Genomic DNA, 20616 nt, shown 5'->3' on the forward strand with positions numbered 1-20616 from the left:
TCAATCAATGCAATATAAAGATCTGCGTGATTTTATTGCGCAACTGGAAGCAATGGGCGAACTCAAACGCATTCAAACGGAAATTGATCCCGCATTGGAAATGACAGAAATCTGTGACCGCATCCTGAAGGCGCAAGGCCCGGCGGTACTCTTTGAGCATCCCAAAGGACATACCATGCCGGTACTGGGCAATTTGTTCGGAACGCCAAAACGGGTGGCATTGGGCATGGGACAGGAATCGGTTGAGGCGTTGCGTGAAGTCGGTAAATTATTGGCTTATCTCAAAGAACCCGATCCGCCGAAAGGGCTGAAAGACGCCTGGGATAAATTGCCGGTATTGAAGCAAGTATTGAACATGGCGCCGAAAGAACTGAGCAGTGCGCCGTGCCAAGAGATTGTTTGGGAAGGCAATGATGTTGACCTGAGCCGGATACCGATTCAAACCTGCTGGCCCGGTGATGTTGCGCCGCTGATCACATGGGGCTTGACGGTGACTCGGGGTCCGAACAAAACCCGGCAGAATTTAGGCATTTACCGGCAGCAGGTTATTGGTCCCAATAAAGTCATTATGCGTTGGCTGGCGCACCGCGGCGGGGCACTGGATTTTCGTGAATTTACGCTGGCCAATCCCGGCAAACCGTATCCGCTGGCGGTTGCTTTAGGCGCTGATCCGGCGACTATCCTTGGCGCTGTGACGCCGGTGCCGGATACATTGAGCGAATATCAATTTTCCGGCTTGTTGCGCGGCGCCAAAACCGAAGTGATCAAATGTATCGGCAATGACCTGCAAGTCCCTGCCAGTGCGGAAATCGTGCTGGAAGGCGCTATTCATCCCGGAGAAACCGCGCTGGAAGGTCCGTATGGCGACCATACCGGTTACTATAATGAACAGGAAACTTTCCCGGTATTTACCATCGACCGTATCACTATGCGGCGCAACCCGATTTATCATTCCACCTACACTGGTAAACCGCCGGATGAACCCGCGATTCTCGGTGTCGCGTTGAATGAAGTGTTTGTACCGTTACTGCAAAAACAATTTCCGGAAATCACCGATTTTTATCTGCCGCCGGAAGGGTGCTCGTACCGCATGGCAGTAGTGAGTATGAAAAAACAGTACGCAGGACATAGCAAACGCGTGATGTTCGGTATCTGGAGCTTTCTACGTCAGTTTATGTACACCAAATTTATTATTGTCACCGACGACGATATCAACGTACGCGACTGGAAAGAAGTGATCTGGGCGATCACCACCCGGGTTGATCCGGTACGCGATACGTTACTAGTTGAGAATACGCCGATCGATTACCTGGACTTTGCCAGTCCGATCTCAGGATTGGGTGGCAAGATGGGGTTGGATGCAACCAATAAATTTCCAGGTGAGACGAACCGGGAGTGGGGAACACCGATTACGATGACTGATGAAATCAAGAAACGAGTGGATACGATTTGGGGGGAGTTGGGGATTTGATGATAAGTTTTTTACCTGCAAATTAAATATGCAATAACATACGCGAGATTTGGCAAACTATCCTCCTATTAACAATGAGTAACGTGTTCATGACCTTTGCCTGGTATGCGCATTTAAAAGAATTGAACCACAAACCGTGGATAATTGTTGCGCTGATCAGTTGGGGCATTGCGTTTTTCGAGTATATGTTGCAGGTTCCTGCTAACCGGATTGGTTTTACCGTGTTGTCTGTCGCGCAGCTCAAAATATTGCAGGAAGTCTTACGCTGACTATTTTTGTACCCATTGCGCTGTTTTATTTAATAGAGCCGCTAAAACTGGATTATCTATGGGCGGCGCTGTGCATGGTAGGTGCAATTTATTTTATGTTTCGCACACGATAACGATGTGCAGTATCCTTGGGGTTGAGGTGAAGCGAATTTTTAATAACTTATTACTCAGCTGCTTTAAGCAACTGAGAATTTGCTAGCATGCGTTTCGCGGCTATTTTTTGCTCACTGGTAATTTCACCGAGCCCTAAGAATTGTTGCTGGCGACCATATACGCGAACGGTATTACCTTCCGACATATAGTGGATATCGGAAGGACTGGCGACGATTTTTCCCTGCACGATATGCAATGCTGCTAATTCATCCAGAACGACTGCCGGGAATTCTTGTAATAAGTAATCAATGGGCAGCAAACACGCATCTTGCTCATCGGCATTCATCGCATCCAATGCTGACAAAGTTTTCGCCTGCGATAAATCAAAACGATCAATTGCAGTGCGTTGTAATTGAGTCAGATAAGCGCCGCCGCACCCGAGTGCACTGCCAATATCTTCCGCCAAAGTTCGAATATAGGTACCGGTGCCACAGTGAATATCTAACTGCAGTTCATTGTCGATCAATGATTGGGTTTGTATTGCATGGATGGTGATTTCACGTGCTGGGCGTTCAATATTTTTGCCATTTCTTGCATAAACGTATAAGGGTTTTCCTTGATGCTTGAGCGCGCTGTACATAGGCGGGACTTGCATGATTTTTCCGATGAAGCGCTGAAGTACTTGCTCGCACTGTGACAGGGTTGGGTTTCCAGCATTGGTCGCGAGTTGGGTGATTTCGCCTTCTGCATCGCCTGTTGTACTCAGAAAACCAAGCCGCAAGGTAGCCTTATAGGTTTTATTGGCACCTAATAATACTGAGGAAAATTTAGTCGCTTCCCCCAGGCAAAGAGGCAGTAATCCGGTTGCCATGGGATCAAGTGTGCCGGTATGACCGCATTTGGCAGCAGAAAAAACTCGTTTTGCGATCTGTACCGCTTTGTTGGATGAGATGCCATAAGGCTTATCCAATAATAGGACGCCGTTAATATTGCGTTTGACAGGTTTAATCGGGCTGCGCAGTGGAATTTCAGCGTGCAACATGCAGGCTTTATATTATGATTTTTCGGAGTCTAAATCTGTTTGATGCGGTATTTGTTCTTGGGCTATTGCTTCATCGATCAATTTTGACAGCCAAACGCCGCGTTCGACGGATTCGTCATAAATAAAATGTAATTGTGGGACAATTCTTAATTTCATCCGGTGCGATAAGTTTGAACGTAAGAAACCTTTCGCATGTTCCAGACCTTTTTCCACTAAGAAATTTTCTTCTTTGCTGCCTAAGGTCGTGTAAAAAACTTTGGCATGGCTATAATCACGGGTTACTTCAACAGCGGTCAGTGTAATTTGCCCGATACGCGGATCTTTAATTTCATGTTGTAGCAGATCGGCTAATTCTCGCTGTATCTGGTCCGCAATACGTAATGTGCGGGAATAGTCTTTGGGCATAGGGAGTTGTGTTGATTAAATCGGTGACTATAGAAATCGCGCTGTTTCAACAATTTCATAAGCTTCCAATTGGTCTCCCAGCTGAATATCATTATAGTTTTTTAGAGACAATCCACACTCAAATCCTTCTCTGACTTCCTTGACATCGTCCTTAAAGCGCTTTAATGAGTCCAATTCACAACTGTGTATGACCAAGCCATCGCGTAACACTCGGATTAATGAATTTCTTTTAACGATGCCTTCTGATACATAACACCCCGCCACGATGCCGACCTTAGGAATTCGATAAATCTCACGAATTTCAACCAAACCTTGTATGCTTTCCTTACGATCCGGTGACATCATTCCAGAGAGTGCTGCTTTTATTTCATCTACCGCTTCATAAATGATGTTGTAGTAACGCACATCAACACCGCTCGATGCGATTAACTTACGTGCACTGGCATCTGCACGGACGTTAAAGCCAATAATAACGGCTTTTGATGCCAGGGATAAATTAACATCGGATTCAATAATCGCACCTACGCCACTGTGGATGATATTTACTTTTACTTCATCCGTTGAGAGTTTGTGCAATGCATACGCTAATGCTTCACAGGAGCCTTGCACATCGGCTTTAATAATCAAAGCAAGGACCTTAACATCGGCTTGTTGGTCAAAAACGTTTTCAAGTTTCGCGGCATGTTGTTTGGCAAATTTTACATCGCGATATTTACCTTGGCGGAATAGGGCGATTTCTCGCGCCTTGCGTTCATCGTCCAGTACAAACACAAATTCACCCGATTCAGGTACTTCGGATAAACCTTGAATTTCAACTGGAATCGACGTTCCAGCCTGTTTGATAGATTTGCCATTTTCATCATTCATGGCTCTTACCTTGCCAAAAACTGCACCAGCCAATAAGACATCTCCACGCTTTAGGGTTCCTGATTGTACCAAAATGGTTGCAACTGGGCCGCGGCCTTTATCCAAACGGGATTCAATTACAACACCTTTGGCCGGTGTGTTGATTGGTGCTTTTAGTTCTAATACTTCTGCTTGCAGCAATATGCTTTCCAATAAGGAATCTACACCTTGACCGGTTTTGGCTGATACTTCTACGAATATCGTATCTCCACCCCAATCTTCCGGAACTACAGCATGGACAACGAGTTCATGCCGAATTCTTTCCGCATTCGCTTCGGGTTTATCTATTTTATTCACTACCACGATAATAGGAATTTTTGCTGCTTTAGCGTGATGAATTGCTTCAATCGTTTGGGGCATAACACCATCATCGGCGGCCACTACAAGGATGACGATATCAGTAATTTTTGTTCCGCGCGCTCGCATTGCGGTAAATGCTTCGTGCCCTGGTGTATCCAAAAAGGTAATCATGCCATGATCTGTTTCGACATGATAAGCGCCGATGTGTTGGGTTATGCCGCCTGCTTCACCGCCGGCAACACGGGTACGGCGGATGTAATCCAATAAAGAAGTTTTACCATGATCGACATGTCCCATTACTGTTACCACAGGGGCGCGTGGAGCCAACGCTACTTCAACATTAGATGTTTCTCGGTCTACAAGGAAAGTCTCTGGATTATCCAGCTCAGCATGTTTTGCAATATGCCCCATCTCTTCCACAACAATCATGCCGGTATCTTGATCCAGCATTTGGTTGATTGTCACCATACTACCCATTTTCATCAGTACTTTAATGACATCGGCTGCTTTAACAGACATTTTCTGTGCAAGTGCGCTCACAGAAATTGTTTCGGGTACCATGATCTCACGTACGATGGGTTCTGTCGGTGCAGAAAAACCATGAATATTCTGGTCATCTACATGTGTTGGCTTGCTATGCTTGTCTCTACGCGTGCGCCAGCCCTGGCCGGCAGAAAGATCGCCACGGGTTTTAACGCCGCGTTTTTTGGTATTTTCATCTTTCCAAACAACTTGTTGTTTGGCTTGTTTCTTTTTCTTGTCCGCTTTTTCTTCGGGTTTTACAATAGGCTTATGCAGTGTTCCATCAGTAGAGCCGGGATGCGATTGACCTTCTGTTTGTGGATCAGACTCAAGTTTTTTTGCGGTTTCCGATGGAGTAGTATCATCGGATTCTGCAGATATTTGTGATATCTGTTTTTCCAGTGCTGATGCTTCGCCAGAAATCCCTTTTGATTCTTCTTCTTTTTTCTTTATTTCATCCGTGCTGTCGGTTTTCTTGCGTGCCTTTTTTTGTTTAATTTCTTCAACTTGCCGTGCAATCAGTTCTGCCTGTTTTCTTGCTTCTTCACTCCGTAGCGCTAATTGCTCTGCGTCAATTACAGGTTCTCTGGCCGGCTGCTGGCTAGTAGTGATATCCGGTGATTTGATTGCTATTGGGGCGGCGGGTTCTGGGTCCCCAGGAGTTGGCTGTGTTAGGATACGTCTTTTCCTAACTTCCACCTGGATGGTTCGTGCTCGCCCCGTGCTGTCCGATTTTCGGATTTCGGAGGTTTGGCGGCGGCTTAAAGTAACTTTACTTTTAATCTCAGTGGTTCCATGAGTTTTTCTCAGATAATCAAGCAATTGAGCTTTATCTTGCTCCGTCAAACTGTCTTCTGCCAACACTTTCTTCACGCCAGCAGCTTTAAGTTGCTCCAGCAGGACTGCTGGCAGCAAGCCCAGTTCATTAGCAAATTGTTCCACACTCATTTGAGCCATTTATAACCCTTCAGCAATCAAAACTACAAGCAGATTCTCATCAAAATAAATAATTACCGCTGGCCTATTATCATCCGATGATTTAAATCAAGTAAACCATGGTTCACGTGCTTTCATAATTAGCCGATTTGCACGTTCGACATCGATACCTGTCATCTCGACCAAGTCATCAGTGGCCAAATCAGCCAAGTCAGCTTGTGTATTAATACCTTTTGATGTCAGTTCGCGGACAATATGAATATCCATTCCTTCTAATGCAAGCAAATCTTCAGCGCTATGTTCTACTTTCTCTTCTTTGGCTATGGCATCAGTTAGCAATACATTACGGGCTCGATTACGTATTTCATTGACAGTTTCTTCGTCTAATGACTCGATTTCCAACATCTCATTGATAGGAACATAAGCCACTTCTTCCAAAGTGACGAAGCCCTCCTGCACAAGTATCTCAGCGATTTCTTCATCAACATCCAGTTTCTGCATAAAAAGTTGACAAATCAACGATGATTCTTGTTCATGTTTGACTTTAGATTCCTCTATTGTCATGATGTTTAGCTCCCAACCTGTTAGTTCGGAAGCTAATCGTACATTTTGTCCGCCTCGACCGATTGCTTGTGCGAGATTATCGTCATCGACCACGATGTCCATACTGTGTTTTTCTTCATCGACCATAATGCTGCTGATTTCCGCAGGTGCCAATGCATTAATAATAAAAGTCGCGGGATCATCCGACCATAATACGATATCAACGCGTTCACCAGCTAGTTCGCTAATAACCGCCTGTACTCTGGATCCACGCATACCGACACAAGTACCAATGGGGTCAACGCGTGGATCATTTGATTTGACAGCGATTTTAGCACGTGACCCGGGATCTCGCGTTGCTGCTTTGATTTCCAACAATCCTTCCTCAATCTCAGGCACTTCCAACTCAAATAATTTCATCAGAAATTCAGGAGAAATGCGCGAAAGCTTTAATTGCGGTCCTCTGGCAGCGCGATCCACTTTATATAAATAAGCACGGACTCGATCACCCACGCGCAAGTTTTCTTTCGGTATCATCTGGTCACGCGGTAATTCAGCCTCGATTTTCCCGGATTCAATAAGTGCATTGCCACGTTCCATCCGTTTAATCGTACCGTTAATTAAATAATCCTCTCTCTCGAGGAAATCATTCAATGTTTGCTCACGTTCCGCATCCCGTATTTTCTGGAATATTACCTGTTTTGCTGCTTGCGCTCCGATACGTCCGAATTCGATAGGTTCGAGTAATTTTTCAATATGATCGCCAACCTTAATATCCGCATCAGTTATTAAAGCATCACTTAATGAAATTTGGCGCGCAGGGTCTTCCACAGCACCATCTTCTACAACCAACCAGCGGCGGAAAGATTGGTGACTTCCTGTTAATCGGTCAATTGAAACGTGTGTTTCAATATCCTCCTGAAACCGTCTTTTTGTGGCGGATGCTAATGCAAGCTCCAGTGCTGTAAAAACAACTTCTTTTTCAACAGCCTTCTCACGTGCTAATGCATCGACCAACAGTAAAATTTCGCGGCTCATAGTCCTCCAACCAAATCTTTATATGCCTACAATTTTGGAACCAAACGGGCTTTTCCAAGGTTACTCAATTCAAGGTCTAACAATTTTCCTTCGACTTCAATTCTGATTATGCCATTATTCGTTTCCCGTAAAACGCCCACAAAATTTCTCTGCCCTTCTATAGAAACACGCAGCTTTAATTTAACCGTTTCTCCGCTAAATCGGAGAAAATCGGCTTCTTTTCGTAAAGGTCTATCTAATCCTGGTGATGAAACTTCCAGTCGGCCAAAATCAATGTTTTCAACTGCAAACAACCGACTCAAATGATTACTGATAGCCACGCAGTCATCAATATTGATGCCGCCTTCTTTATCCACAAATATTCTTAATAATTTGTTGTGTGCTAATCGTTCCACTTCGATCAACTCATAACCCAATCCTTGCAGAGTTGATTCTAATAATTCTTCCAGTGCCATAGCTCCGCCACAAATAAAAAATGGGCTGAAAAAGCCCATCGAATCTACCGATCGCATTTTAACAAAAATTTATAAAATAGGGAACATAAACTTCATCCCCAAATTCTGCGAATAGATTTTTATTTTCTTTCTTTAGAGCGCTGAAGTAAGGTCGAGTTAGCGGAAATTGAGAAGAGAAGGATATGATGGTCATTGAGAGTTTTCTATCTCGACCAAGAAAAGGAGATTTGAGATGACAGAGTACCAGAGCATGACCCACCCAAAATGGGATTGTAAGTATCATGTAATGTTCATCTCGAAGAAGCGCAGATTGTAGAAGGGCACATTATGTCAGTTTGCGTGCAGCATTCCGCCGAAATATACGGTGTCGAACGTGATGGGTTACATCAGGGGAGGAAGAACCAACAGATGCAGGCTGATTCAACATAAAAAGTTTCTGGAAAAACCGGGGTGACTCAGTCTATTTGACCACAACAGCTTGTATAAACTGCTGCTACTAAGGTATAGTTCCCACTCTGCCATTAAAGTCCAAGCAGGAGAGCGCGCTTTTATTTCAGCGCCGCCGAAGGCGTAACCCCCCCGGAATCGCTCAGGCATGGTCAAGTCAAACTTGTTCCCTGAGAACCGCTTGTGACAGGCAATCTGGAGAGTGCCAAGAAAATTATTTTTGGCCACCGAAGGGGCACGCGGATATTAATCTGTAAATCTCTCAGGTAAAAAGGACAGAGGGGCGTGAAGTCATTTGAAATGGCTTTTTTTTATTTTCGGGAGAATAATCCGTGCTGAAAATGACACCCCTTAATCAAACCCACCGCGACATGAATGCCAAAATGGTGGATTTTGGTGGCTGGGATATGCCACTGCATTACGGCTCACAGTTAGACGAACACCATAAAGTACGCCAGGATGCGGGCATGTTTGACGTCTCTCACATGCTTCCGGTTGATATCAAAGGCGACAATGTGCGTGGTTTTTTACGCCAATTGGTTGCCAACAACGTTGATAAGCTGACTCTCCCTGGCAAAGCGCTATATTCCTGTATGTTGACCCCCCAGGGCGGCATCATTGATGATTTGATCATTTATTTTCTGTCGGAAACCTGGTTTCGCATCGTGGTGAACGCTGGAACAGCCGATAAAGACGTCGCCTGGATGCTCAAGCAACGCGATGTACTCGTGCCCAATTTAGAGATTACACCGCGGCGTGATCTGGCAATGATCGCAGCACAAGGCCCTAACGCGCGCGCCAAAGTTTGGCAGGTTATTTCAGGATCTCAAGCTGCGACAGAAGAGCTCAAACTGTTTCAATCTACCGTAGTAAATCAGTATTTTATTGCACGCACAGGCTATACCGGCGAGGATGGTTTTGAAATTATCCTGCCAGCCGCTGACGCGCCGTCGTTTTGGAAAGCATTGCATGCTGTCGGGGTCGCACCGGCCGGACTAGGCGCTCGTGACACGTTACGTCTGGAAGCCGGGATGAATTTGTACGGTCAGGATATGGATGAAACCAAGAATCCATTGGAATCAGGCTTGGCTTGGACGGTCGATCTTAAAAGCGAGCGGGATTTTATTGGTAAACAAGCGTTGTTAGATACTGATGTGACGCAACAATTGGTTGGATTGGTACTGATCGATCGTGGTGTGCTGCGCAGCCATCAGGAAGTGGTTTGTCAACACGATGGCGTTGAATATCAGGGTGAAATTACCAGTGGTGGATTCTCGCCGACGATGAACCAATCAGTTGCTTTGGCGCGTTTGCCGGTACAGATAGCTATCGGTGATGAAGTCAACGTGATAGTGCGTGATAAAAAGCTACGCGCCAAAGTGGTAAAATACCCGTTCGTACGTAACGGGAAAGCATTGGTTTAATTCCAAACTGTAACAAAATATTATTTTAATCCGGAGTGAAAAAATGAGTGTTCCAACAAACTTAAAATATAGCAAATCCCATGAATGGGTAAAGCCTGAGGCTGATGGCACGGTAACTGTTGGGATTACCCATCACGCGCAAGAATTGCTTGGCGATATGGTGTTTGTCGAGTTACCAGAAATTGGCCGTACACTTAAACAAAAAGAAGAATGCGCTGTCGCTGAATCCGTCAAGGCAGCAGCCGATGTGTATTCACCGATTTCGGGTGAAGTTATTGCGGTTAATTCTCCATTGGCGGATGAGCCGGGAAAAATTAATGAAGATGCGTTTTCCGCCTGGTTGTTTAAAATGAAGCCTAGCAATGCGTCTGAATTGGATGGATTGTTAGATGCCGCAGCCTATACCGAGCTGGTTGAAAACGAAGACCACTAAAATCACATCTGCATTGAGATTTGAATTCGTTTGTCTATTTTATCTTTATTACTTTAAGTTTTTTTAAATAAATCATGCCGTTTATTCCACATACCGAAGAAGATATCGCCGAGATGCTGGCCAGCATTGGTGCAAAAACAATTGAAGAGCTGTTTGATGAAATTCCTAAAGAATTGGTCAGCGGTGAATTGACAGGCGTTCCACCCGGACTCAGCGAAATGGAAATTTCTCGGCTGATGATGGAGCGTGCCACCACAGACGGGTTCTACCAGAACTTTATCGGGGCGGGTGCCTATGAACATCACATACCCGCTGCCGTTTGGCAAATTACCACGCGGGGAGAGTTTTATTCTTCCTATACACCGTATCAAGCTGAGGCCAGTCAAGGTACCTTACAATTATTGTATGAATATCAAACGATGATGGCTTCGCTGACGGGCATGGATGTATCCAATGCCAGTATGTACGATGGGGCAACTGCGCTGGCTGAAGCAGCTTTGATGGCTGTTCGTTCCCATAAATCGTCACGGCGCATTCTGATTCCAAAAACAGTACACCCCGTTTATCGTCAAGTCGTTCGCGCGATTGTCAGCAATCAAAAAATTGAAGTGGTCGAGCTGCCATTTAACACACAGTCCGGGCAGATAGAGCCGGGATCGTTATCTGAATTTTCCAACGAAGAATTTGCCGCGCTGGTGATTCCGCAACCTAATTTCTTTGGTGTGCTGGAACAAGTGGATGCCCTGACAGATTGGGCACACAGTAAAAATGCCTTTGCCATTGGAGTTGTGAATCCAACTGCATTGGCATTACTGACCCCGCCAGGCGAGTGGGGTAGCAAAGGTGCTGATATTGCCGTGGGTGAAGGTCAACCGCTGGGCATCCCGCTTTCCAGTGGTGGTCCATATTTGGGCTTTATGGCGTGCAAGAACGATTTGGTACGCCAGATGCCTGGACGCATTATCGGTCGTACCACGGATCTGGATAATAAACCTGGCTTTGTGTTGACATTGCAGGCGCGTGAACAACATATCCGGCGCTCCAAAGCCACATCCAATATTTGTACCAATCAAGGATTGATGGTTACCGCTGCTACTATTTTTATGTCATTACTGGGCCCAGAAGGTTTGCGTCGCGTCGCTGCACAATCGCATGCCAACACGCTGGAACTGGTCGAACAATTGACAAAAATCAATGGTGTGAAAAGAACATTCAGCGGACCGGTATTTCACGAAGCTGCACTGACTTTAGCTGCGCCCGTTGCAGAAATATTATCCAAATTAAAACAAAAAGGCATACTCGGCGGGCTTGATTTACAGGGACATTATCCTGAATTTGGCAATGCATTATTGGTTTGTGCTACTGAAACTAAGACAACGAATGATTTACAAAATTATGCTGAAGCCTTAAAGCACGCGATTGGTTAATAACATTATTTTTTAAATTCATCATAAAGGAAAAACTATGGTTACTCTTAAAGGAAATCCTATCAAAATTGAAGGCATTTTTCCAAAGGTCGGGCAGAAAGCGCCTGCGTTTTCTCTTGTGAATAGGGATTTGGCCGATGTTACTTTGGCCAATTATGCCGGCAAAAAGAAAGTACTGAACATTGTCCCTAGTCTGGATACGCCAGTATGTGCGATTTCGACACGAAAATTTAACCAGCAAGCCAGCAACATGGACAATACGGTTGTGCTGATCATTGCTGCTGATTTACCTTTTGCCATGAGCCGCTTCTGCGATGGCGAGGGATTGGATAAGGTAATTACATTGTCAACCATGCGTGGCGCCAACTTCATGAAAGATTACGGGGTTTTCATATCAGACAGTGCATTTGCAGGAATCACGGCACGTGCGGTAATCGTTCTGGATGAATCGGATACCATTATTCATGCCGAACTGGTTCCTGAAATTGCTGATGAACCGAACTACGAAGCAGCCTTAGCTGCCTTAAAATAAATTAACGTTTTACCCATAAAAAATGCTGATATTTGAACACTCTCGCCCAGGGCGCCGTAATTATTCCCAGTCACCGGTGACTGCCGCAAGCACGGCTAAGATTCCACAAAACTTGCTGCGCAAATCGCCAGTACTTCTACCCGAAGTCTCTGAGATGGATACAGTGCGCCATTACACACGTTTGTCACAAAAGAATTTCTCGATTGATACCGAGTTTTACCCGCTGGGTTCATGCACGATGAAATACAATCCACGCGCATGTAACTCATTGGCCATGCTGCCGCAATTTCTTTCCAGGCACCCGCTTGCACCGGAAGACACCGGACAGGGTTTTCTTGCCTGTATGTATGAATTACAGGAAACGTTAAAAGCGGTTACCGGCATGGCAGGTGTGAGCCTGACGCCAATGGCCGGTGCGCAAGGTGAGTTGATCGGTGTCATGATGATTCGTGCTTACCATGAAGCACGCGGTGATTTTGCACGTACTGAAATTATTGTGCCGGATGCGGCGCATGGTACTAACCCGGCTACCGCTGTGATGTGCGGTTTCAAGGTAGTGGAAATTGCCACCGACAAAGAAGGTAATGTCGATCTGGCTGCATTAAAAGCCGCTGTCGGACCCCAAACTGCTGGATTGATGCTAACTAATCCCTCCACATTGGGCGTATTTGAAAAAAATGTTGCCGAAATGAGCCGTGTTGTGCATCAAGCGGGTGGGTTGCTGTATTACGACGGTGCCAATCTCAATGCAGTGCTGGGTAAAGTTAAACCGGGTGATATGGGTTTTGACGTCATTCACATTAATCTGCACAAGACATTCTCCACGCCGCACGGTGGCGGTGGACCAGGTTCTGCGCCAGTGGGTGTTGCCGAGCGTTTGCTGCCGTTTATGCCGATTCCTATCGTTGCCAAGGAAGGGGATACTTATCGCTGGGTTACTGAAAAAGAAAAGCCTCAATCAATTGGCCGGTTATCGGCTCACATGGGTAATGCCGGTGTTTTGCTGCGCGCTTATATCTATATTCGTTTGCTGGGAATGCATGGTATGCATCGCATTTCTGAGTTTGCTACATTGAATGCCAATTATTTGATGGCCGAGCTGAGTAAAGCAGGTTTTGAAATAGCCTATCCGACACGTCGTGCCAGCCATGAATTTATTGTCACTCTAAAAGATATTAAAGATAAAACCGGTATCACCGCGATGAATCTGGCCAAGCGCTTGCTCGACAAAGGCTATCATGCACCAACAACGTATTTTCCGATGCTGGTGCCAGAATGCTTATTGATTGAACCGGCTGAGACGGAATCCAAGGAAACACTGGATGCGTTCGTTAAATCCATGAAAGAAATTCTGCAGGAAATTGAGCTGCAACCTGATCTGGTAAAAGGCGCGCCACACACCATGCCGGTACGTAAACTGGATGATGTCAAAGCAGCGCGCGAACTGGATTTGACCTGGAAGCCAAGCGCCTGATCAAGAAGAATCATCTCGTTACATTCAGCATCACGGCAGGGGAAATCTCAGATTAATCAAGTGTAAGGATATCTGATAAACCTGCCGTTTCAACCTAATCTTTCTAACTATTGTTATCAAAACTATGCGCACACTGATTTGTGGTTCTATCGCTTACGATAATATTATGGTTTTCCCAGACCATTTTAAAAATCACATTCTGCCGGAAAAGATTCATGTATTGAATGTTGCATTTCTGGTTCCTGAGATGCGTCGTGAATTTGGCGGGTGCGCCGGGAATATCGCCTACAACTTAAAGATGTTGGGCGGTGAACCGGTTATGATGGCTACCGTTGGCGATGATTATGCACCTTATGCTGCACGGTTTGAACAATTACAGCTGACCCAGCAACATGTGCAGCATATCCCAGATACTTTTACCGCTCAGGCATTCATTACTACTGATCTGGATGATAATCAGATCACCGCGTTTCATCCGGGTGCAATGAATTTTTCGCATCTCAATTCTGTGAAAGATACAAGTGGTATCCGGCTAGGGATCATCGCGCCGGATGGTCGTGATGGAATGATGCAACATGCCCGAGAATTCCATGAAGCTGGCATCCCGTTTGTTTTTGATCCGGGTCAGGGGTTGCCGATGTATAACGGTGAAGAACTGTTGGATTTCATCGATAAAGCGGATTATATCGCCGTCAATGACTATGAAGGCCAGATGCTGCAAGACCGCACAGAACGTAGTCTTGAATCGCTGGCGAACCAAGCCAAGGCGTTGATCATCACACTGGGCGCACAAGGCTCCATCATCTACGCCGATGGCAAAAAAATTGAGATTCCCTGTGTCAAACCCAAAGATATTGTTGACCCAACCGGCTGCGGCGATGCGTATCGTGCCGGTCTGTTGTACGGCATTGTCAATAATTTGGATTGGCAAACAACCGGACAACTCGGCTCATTGATGGGTTCCTTAAAAATCGCCCAGAAAGGCGGGCAGAATCACCGGTTTTCTCGTGATGAGATTGATCTATACTATTTTGAGAGTTTTGGCGCTCATCTCTTCTAAGATTGTTTATTCACATCGGTTTGTTTGTGGATTTTTTAAATGCTGTAAACAACTTACCAGTTTATGAATAATAGTAGAAGGATTATCAGTTTGATTGGCAGTAGACTCATCCAGTGCTCTTTGAGCGTTGGTTTTAGCTGAATCGAGCTTTAATACTAACTTTCTAAATATTCCTAGATCCCCCTTTTGATACCCTGGTAAGTATTCTTTTAGCTTATCGATTGTTCCGTCACCAGCACTTTTATTTCCAATTGCATTAAAAGGCTTAGCCGTATAAGCGAAGTGTAGTAATAACCAGTATTCAAAACAAGGCACTGAGTTAATAGCGGTAAAAGACTTTTTACTAGTAATAGCATTAAGTGTTTTTTGATATGTCGTATGTTTATCCTTATCAAACACGCAATAAATTTTATCGTAAGGATCATTGTCTTTTTTTGCCTTGCGACCACATTTCTGAGCGTGCTGATAAACGCTCCATGGATCCGATCCACAATTGCCATCTACCACAACATTTGCTGTATTGAGTTGGTAGTAGTCTTTCAACTCATTGAAATAGTTTGGTTCAGTTTTTTGACCTTCGCAGACAATCAATATTTTCTCATAGCTTGATCGATTTGCTCTTTTCCTAGCTAAATCCTTTTCGTTTTTTGCTTTACGCTTATAAAAAAGATTTTCATTACCCATTTAATCCGCCATGGCTGTTTTAATACTTGCCAGGTACGGTAATGCACCGTAACGGCCGGAAAGGTATCCGTGCTCAAGGTTTTCCACGCCTTTTCGAGGACTAAAATCGGTTAATGGGTAAAGGGTTGTAACTTGTTGGGAGTTTTTCTCGCAAAACCAGATTTGATCACGGCGAAATACTTTTTGATTTAGGATCGAAGTATCGTGTGTAGTGAAGATCAATTGCGCATTTTTAGGATTAGTTTCCGGGTTATGAAATAAACCAACTAAAAATTTGACCATTAAAGGATGAAGATTGTCATGTAATTCATCTATAACAAGAATATAACCATTCTCTAGAGTATCTAACCAAGGCCCAGCTAAGGCAAATATTTTCTGAGTGCCGTCAGATTCGTCATCTAAATCAAATAAAATCTTTCGGCCTGTTTCTAAGGTATGAACTGTTTTGACTTGTGTAATGGGTTTGTCTTTATATTGTTTTTCTAAATGTCTTTTTATTTCTTCTGGTATATCATCAGGCAGATTTTGCGGATCAAATTTTTCTTTCTCCAATTCAATATCATTAATATCGACATCTGCTGCTTTCAAAAAGGCGATAACTTGTTCTCTGGTATTATCTTTTTCGCAGATTTTCATTGAAAATCCCGGATGCCATCGACCAAATCCTGCAACATGCAACGTGTTGTCGAACCAAGAGAATACAGGAGAAAGCTGTTGGTTATTTAGTTGCATGGCAGTTGAAAGAAATAGAGCATTAGATCGTGTGGTCGCTTTCCAGAGTTCTTTTTTACCCGTTAAGTTACCCATTCCTCCCCACCGATATGACTGACTTTGTTCGTCATAACGTCTTTCAATCCAGCGTTGCGCTTTTCCGGATGGATAGGCTAACAACCATTCTTCAATAATACGCTTGGGTGTTGCTGAGAATCCATATTGATAACGTATTCCTTGATTAATAAAAGTAACTTCAAACTCAGACGGTTTTAAAGGACTGCCTTCATCTAATAAAAAAGGGGTTATAGGTAATTTTTCATCTGCCTGAATTTTAGCAGATGATTGAAGTACCAGCTGCCGCATAACCTGTAATGCTTTTATAAAATTGGATTTGCCAGCCGCATTTGCCCCGTAAATTGCTGCACTCCTCAGTAGGCTAGGTACTGCTGGTATCCCTGTAAGAAAAGTGTTGTTATTCGCTAATTCAAGCCCTTTTGCTGCGACCACACTAAGTGAAGCCTGCTCACGAATAGATAGAAAATTACTTACATTGAATTCAATTAACATACTTTAGTGCCATTTATATTGTATTTTATCTTTATTATTGCAAGTTTTATGCAAAAATAATACATTAATTGTAATCTAACACGTTTCTTCCTTCTTATGCTAACAAAATTAATCATACTAACTAACAATAATGATTGTGCATGTGTTATGTTATCCAAGTCAGCTTTGTAAGCATTAGAGGCATTGCTTTAAGACTTTGATCACTCAAGTGTTTTAACAATCAAAATCCTCTTATCCAAACTCAACCCACACCGGCTGATGATCCGAAGCTTCCGTCACAGCATCAATACCATGCGCTTTGAGATGGTTTACTAACCCATCGGTAATAAAAACGAAATCAAAACATTCGGGGCGGTCGACGAAATCTACCGGGTGAATGCCGACTGTCGGCGCATGGGGTGTGCCAGGATGTAATATTGACCAGGCATCATGAAAGTTGGGCGTGTCATCGTTGAAGGGGGCGAGAATTTGCAATCTCTCAGGGGCTGTGGCAGGGAAATTCAGGTCTCCGCACAGTAAAGCCTGTGCAGGCCGGGGAAAGACTTCGAAGGTTCCACCTTGTTCTTCAGCTAGTAATTTGCGTTTTGACATGGTGCAAGCCTCACGGTGCAGACAGCGGATGGCATCGATTTGGATTTTACGCTGATGCTGTGAGTAGTATTCGAGATGCGTAGTCATTATGCGTAGCGGACCAAAATCTGCTGTCACAATGGCTTCTACCAATACTCGCTGCATGCTGGGTGTGGCTAATTCTGCTTGCCACGGTAAAAGATGTCGCCAGATCTGACCGACGGGTAACCGGGAGAAAATGGCATTGCCAAAAAGACTGCGTCTGCCGTGTCCATCCGGCACATCTGTCGCGGGACCATAAATCGTGGTGTAGCCGGGTAATCCAGCCGATAACTCAGCGATCTGATCTTCACTTTGGCTTGCCTGGTAAGCCGGAAAAATTGACAGCAACTTCCTGCAAGCAAATGACATCGAAATCGCCCAGTTGATGAATTGTGCGGAGAATGCGAGAAATATTGACCTGTCCATCCATTCCGCGTCCCCATTGAATATTCCAGCTCAGTAGTTTCATTATTTTCCTCGCGTTATGTCCGCCGGACAATGTTAGTCACCTTGGCCGGAATGTACGGATAGCGTTATTTATTTGATGTATTTTAATCTGTTTTCATTAATTGAGTTCCTCTGACTATTCAGCTTTCATTCAGCCATAAAACAATACAATCAATTCGAATGAAAGGACTAAATCATGTTAGTTGAGGATATTGCGGAGCAGGCTTAATAATTAACCGCAACACCTAAGAACGTGTGAGTTAAAGATTAATTGGCGAGGTGGCGGACATGAAGAATCTTAATTGGATATATTTAATAGTTATCTTGCTTGTACTAACAGCGAATGATGCCGTTTGGGCGCGTGGAGGGCACGGGCATGGTCACAGACATAGTCATTTCAATTTAGGTATTAGTGTAGGCGGATATTCTCCTGGTTTTTATGGCTCTGGCTTCTATGGCCCGGGTTCCTATGGATATCGTTCTTATGGCTACCCTGATCCATTTTTCAGTAGACCATATTATAGCTACCCGCCTACAGTAGTCGTGCCGGTAACCCCACCTGTCTATATCCAGCAAGAACAAGCCAGACCGGTCCGGCAACAGACGAATTACTGGCACTATTGCCAGAATCCTGAAGGTTATTATCCGTATGTTAAAAATTGCCCAGGCGGGTGGCTGCAAGTTGCTCCCCAACCACCAGCACAATAATGTAAAAAGGTAAAACATGTTAACAATAAGAGTTCTCTTCATTTTACTGATTGCTTGTCTACTAACTGCGTGTGTTCATATGCCAGCAGGACCCAGTGTTATGACATTACCTGGCTCTGGCAAAAGTTTTGATCAGTTCCGTTCCGATGAATACGAATGCAGACAGTATGCGGATGAACAAGTGGGTGGCACTACTCCACGGCAAGCATCTCGAACCAGTGGTATAGAAAGTGCAGCTATTGGAGCTGGGCTTGGTGCTGCTGCGGGCGCTGCTTTAGGGGGCGGTCATGGCGCTGCTATCGGTGCTGGTACGGGCTTGTTGTTGGGTGGGTTGATTGGATCAAGCACCGCTACGACTTCAGGGTATGCCAGTCAGCAGCGATACGACATCAGTTATACTCAGTGTATGTATGCCAAGGGGCATCGTGTTCCCGTTGATGGCAGAATTATGAATAATCCATCGGGTAATAGTGGCAAAGATAGGAGAACTTCAACGCCGCCAGCAAATTTTGTACCTCCGCCACCACCAGCTGGAAATCCACCACCTCCGCCACCTCGATAACCATTTCTCAGTGGTTTGATATGAATAACAAGCCACTGATGTGTCATCGAAAAAGTGCTGTTATCCTAAGGTAAACCATTATTAAAGCTGAATTTTCCGCCGCTTCAGTAATTTATCCGTAAACAAAGCGAGTAACAATAAGGTGATTATGTAGGGTACGGCAGTAAAAAAAGTATCCTTGTAACTGGTCATTTGTACTCGTAAAGGATATTCATAGTGCAACGGTGGTACGCCTTCTCCTGTAACGAATAGCGTATATTGCCCTTCATCCAGGTTAAATTCACCTTTAATGACGCCATCTGAATGATTGGTTGAATACAAAGAGGTTACCGTATCACTTAATGCTTGGCCGCTACCTCTTACAATTTTGATAATAATAGGCATGTCACGCAGTGCCTGATCAACAAGATCCAAAACCAGCAAGGTTTCGCCTTCTTTAGGGATCTCGGTGCAGTATTCCGCTTCTGGATCGTATTGTGGCTGATAGGTACTCAAATGCACCATACTGCCGGATATATTGCGTACACAAGCATCTGCTTCCAAAGATACTTTGCCGTGAGCAGCAACTAAACCAGAATACAGGGCTACGGAAAGCATAGTTGCTGAAGCCCATATTTTTATTATTTTTCTAATCATATAAACCCCCTACACTTATTGATCAATAATCTACGGAGTATTACTACACACTTTTAGTTCCATGGCCTGCTTAAAACAGGCCATGGAAAATTGCTACAAGCACATAAGTGAGAGATTAAGGAACTATCCGGTTATTCAGAATCTCTTTGCTTGAGTTATTCCAGATGACGTCGGTCAGGTTGGAGTAACGGGTGATAATTTGTGCTGCGATACCACCTGAGAACAAGCCTGCCCAGCCCAGAATCACAAAGCCCCAGTGCAATGGCGCACTGAACAGTTCTTCCATGAACCAGAATGCATGACCCCATTCGTTCAATCCCACGTTTGGCAGAATCATCAATGGGCCCGCAATTGCCATAACAAGCGGGAATGATGTGCCGCGGCTATACAGTGGCAAACGGGTCATCGCGTACAGGTATGAGGCTATGCCACAGACAATGTACATCGGGAATGAACCATAAAACACCACAACGTGACTTGGGGTAAAGCTGGTGTCACGAATAATCACTTGGTGCCAGGATGCATCTTGTTCGGTGAAGAAGCTGCCGCCCCAGTAAACACCAAATAAATACACGCCCAACCACATCATCCAGTAAAAATAACGTTTGATCTCTAACTTAGGATCCAGGTTGTCCAGTTGTTCTTTCGTGTCACGGGTCTTCAGTATCCAACCCCAAGTAACCAAAGCAAATAAAGGCATCAAGGTCATGTGTACACGCCACAGTCCCATCCACACTTTGTCAAATTCCGGTTCCATCGAGTCCATGCCATGTGAGTAAGCAAATGTCCTTTGATACCAGATCCAAAATATCGCTACCAATAACATGGTGAGCATTCCTATCTTGTAGTACTTAGAATCGTACCACAGCGACATGTCATAGTTAGCGCTCGAACTCGCGCTCGTCGTGC

Annotated in this window: 20 protein-coding genes, 2 pseudogenes and 1 riboswitch; of the genes and pseudogenes, 11 read left to right on the forward strand and 11 right to left on the reverse strand. The window is 44.6% G+C overall.

What is annotated here, in order from left to right; translation table 11 throughout:
- The first annotated feature begins 7 nt into the window (after positions 1-7).
- Both ubiD and ACH10T_RS07745 read left to right on the forward strand, forming a co-directional pair.
- Positions 8-1471 carry a 4-hydroxy-3-polyprenylbenzoate decarboxylase gene (gene ubiD, locus ACH10T_RS07740; RefSeq protein ID WP_394808734.1) on the forward strand — a complete coding sequence of 488 codons (1464 nt, stop codon included), beginning with the start codon at positions 8-10 and terminating at the stop codon, positions 1469-1471.
- 74 nt (positions 1472-1545) lie between these two features.
- A pseudogene (locus ACH10T_RS07745) lies at positions 1546-1853 on the forward strand (DMT family protein).
- A 50-nt stretch (positions 1854-1903) separates the two neighbouring features.
- Here the strand turns inward: ACH10T_RS07745 and truB are convergent.
- The 5 genes from truB to rimP all read right to left on the reverse strand — a co-directional run bounded on the left by truB (position 1904) and on the right by rimP (position 7980).
- Positions 1904-2875 carry a tRNA pseudouridine(55) synthase TruB gene (truB, locus tag ACH10T_RS07750; RefSeq protein ID WP_394808735.1) on the reverse strand — a complete coding sequence of 324 codons (972 nt, stop codon included), beginning with the start codon at positions 2873-2875 and terminating at the stop codon, positions 1904-1906.
- Between the two features lie 12 nt (positions 2876-2887).
- A complete protein-coding gene (gene rbfA / locus ACH10T_RS07755) occupies positions 2888-3280 on the reverse strand; it encodes a 30S ribosome-binding factor RbfA (RefSeq protein WP_394808736.1) in 393 nt (130 codons plus the stop codon).
- 27 nt (positions 3281-3307) lie between these two features.
- Positions 3308-5965 (reverse strand): translation initiation factor IF-2, encoded by a 2658-nt coding sequence (gene infB / locus ACH10T_RS07760; protein ID WP_394808737.1) that lies wholly within the window; start codon positions 5963-5965, stop codon positions 3308-3310.
- 87 nt (positions 5966-6052) lie between these two features.
- Positions 6053-7525, reverse strand: a complete 1473-nt coding sequence (nusA, locus tag ACH10T_RS07765; RefSeq protein ID WP_394808738.1) for a transcription termination factor NusA — start codon at positions 7523-7525, stop codon at positions 6053-6055.
- Positions 7526-7551: 26 nt separating this feature from the next.
- Positions 7552-7980, reverse strand: coding sequence for a ribosome maturation factor RimP (rimP, locus tag ACH10T_RS07770; protein ID WP_394808739.1), 429 nt, complete (start codon positions 7978-7980; stop codon positions 7552-7554).
- Positions 7981-8212: 232 nt separating this feature from the next.
- Here rimP and ACH10T_RS07775 point away from each other — a divergent pair.
- The 7 genes and pseudogenes from ACH10T_RS07775 to ACH10T_RS07805 all read left to right on the forward strand — a co-directional run.
- Positions 8213-8374, forward strand: a pseudogene (locus tag ACH10T_RS07775) (IS200/IS605 family transposase); the annotation flags it as partial.
- A gap of 238 nt (positions 8375-8612) precedes the next feature.
- Positions 8613-8716, forward strand: a riboswitch (glycine riboswitch).
- A 43-nt stretch (positions 8717-8759) separates the two neighbouring features.
- Positions 8760-9851, forward strand: coding sequence for a glycine cleavage system aminomethyltransferase GcvT (gene gcvT / locus ACH10T_RS07780; RefSeq protein ID WP_394808740.1), 1092 nt, complete (start codon positions 8760-8762; stop codon positions 9849-9851).
- A gap of 43 nt (positions 9852-9894) precedes the next feature.
- Positions 9895-10284, forward strand: a complete 390-nt coding sequence (gcvH, locus tag ACH10T_RS07785; protein ID WP_394808741.1) for a glycine cleavage system protein GcvH — start codon at positions 9895-9897, stop codon at positions 10282-10284.
- Positions 10285-10358: 74 nt separating this feature from the next.
- Positions 10359-11711, forward strand: a complete 1353-nt coding sequence (gene gcvPA, locus ACH10T_RS07790) for an aminomethyl-transferring glycine dehydrogenase subunit GcvPA (RefSeq protein WP_394808742.1) — start codon at positions 10359-10361, stop codon at positions 11709-11711.
- 37 nt (positions 11712-11748) lie between these two features.
- Positions 11749-12243, forward strand: coding sequence for a thiol peroxidase (tpx, locus tag ACH10T_RS07795; protein WP_394808743.1), 495 nt, complete (start codon positions 11749-11751; stop codon positions 12241-12243).
- Positions 12244-12265: 22 nt separating this feature from the next.
- Positions 12266-13717 (forward strand): aminomethyl-transferring glycine dehydrogenase subunit GcvPB, encoded by a 1452-nt coding sequence (gcvPB, locus tag ACH10T_RS07800; RefSeq protein ID WP_394808744.1) that lies wholly within the window; start codon positions 12266-12268, stop codon positions 13715-13717.
- A 124-nt stretch (positions 13718-13841) separates the two neighbouring features.
- Positions 13842-14777, forward strand: a complete 936-nt coding sequence (locus ACH10T_RS07805) for a carbohydrate kinase family protein (protein WP_394808745.1) — start codon at positions 13842-13844, stop codon at positions 14775-14777.
- A 6-nt stretch (positions 14778-14783) separates the two neighbouring features.
- Here ACH10T_RS07805 and ACH10T_RS07810 read toward each other — a convergent pair whose 3' ends face one another.
- The 4 genes from ACH10T_RS07810 to ACH10T_RS07825 all read right to left on the reverse strand — a co-directional run bounded on the left by ACH10T_RS07810 (position 14784) and on the right by ACH10T_RS07825 (position 17823).
- Entirely contained in the window at positions 14784-15461 is a 678-nt protein-coding gene (locus ACH10T_RS07810; RefSeq protein WP_394808746.1) for an RloB family protein, read from the reverse strand.
- Positions 15462-16742 (reverse strand): ATP/GTP-binding protein, encoded by a 1281-nt coding sequence (locus ACH10T_RS07815; RefSeq protein WP_394808747.1) that lies wholly within the window; start codon positions 16740-16742, stop codon positions 15462-15464.
- 231 nt (positions 16743-16973) lie between these two features.
- Entirely contained in the window at positions 16974-17702 is a 729-nt protein-coding gene (locus ACH10T_RS07820) for an endonuclease (protein ID WP_394808748.1), read from the reverse strand.
- The gene (locus ACH10T_RS07825) at positions 17662-17823 is read right to left on the reverse strand and encodes an endonuclease/exonuclease/phosphatase family protein (protein ID WP_394808749.1); all 162 of its coding nucleotides are present in this window, start codon (positions 17821-17823) and stop codon (positions 17662-17664) included. Before ACH10T_RS07825 ends, ACH10T_RS07820 begins: the two co-directional genes overlap by 41 nt.
- 266 nt (positions 17824-18089) lie before the next feature.
- On the opposite strand from ACH10T_RS07825, the gene ACH10T_RS07830 reads away from it, so the two are divergent.
- Together ACH10T_RS07830 and ACH10T_RS07835 are read left to right on the forward strand one after the other, a co-directional pair.
- Complete coding sequence (locus ACH10T_RS07830) at positions 18090-18509, forward strand: hypothetical protein (RefSeq protein ID WP_394808750.1); 420 nt, start codon at positions 18090-18092, stop codon at positions 18507-18509.
- 16 nt (positions 18510-18525) lie between these two features.
- Positions 18526-19071, forward strand: coding sequence for a YMGG-like glycine zipper-containing protein (locus tag ACH10T_RS07835; protein ID WP_394808751.1), 546 nt, complete (start codon positions 18526-18528; stop codon positions 19069-19071).
- Between the two features lie 81 nt (positions 19072-19152).
- On the opposite strand, the gene ACH10T_RS07840 is transcribed toward ACH10T_RS07835, so the two are convergent.
- Together ACH10T_RS07840 and ACH10T_RS07845 are read right to left on the reverse strand one after the other, a co-directional pair.
- The gene (locus ACH10T_RS07840) at positions 19153-19707 is read right to left on the reverse strand and encodes a hypothetical protein (RefSeq protein WP_394808752.1); all 555 of its coding nucleotides are present in this window, start codon (positions 19705-19707) and stop codon (positions 19153-19155) included.
- Positions 19708-19822: 115 nt separating this feature from the next.
- On the reverse strand, positions 19823-20616 hold a 794-nt coding region (locus ACH10T_RS07845), incomplete at its 5' end, for a methane monooxygenase/ammonia monooxygenase subunit C (protein ID WP_394808753.1).

The sequence above is a fragment of the Nitrosomonas sp. genome (assembly GCF_043753625.1).
In the GTDB taxonomy this organism is placed as follows: Bacteria; Pseudomonadota; Gammaproteobacteria; order Burkholderiales; family Nitrosomonadaceae; genus Nitrosomonas.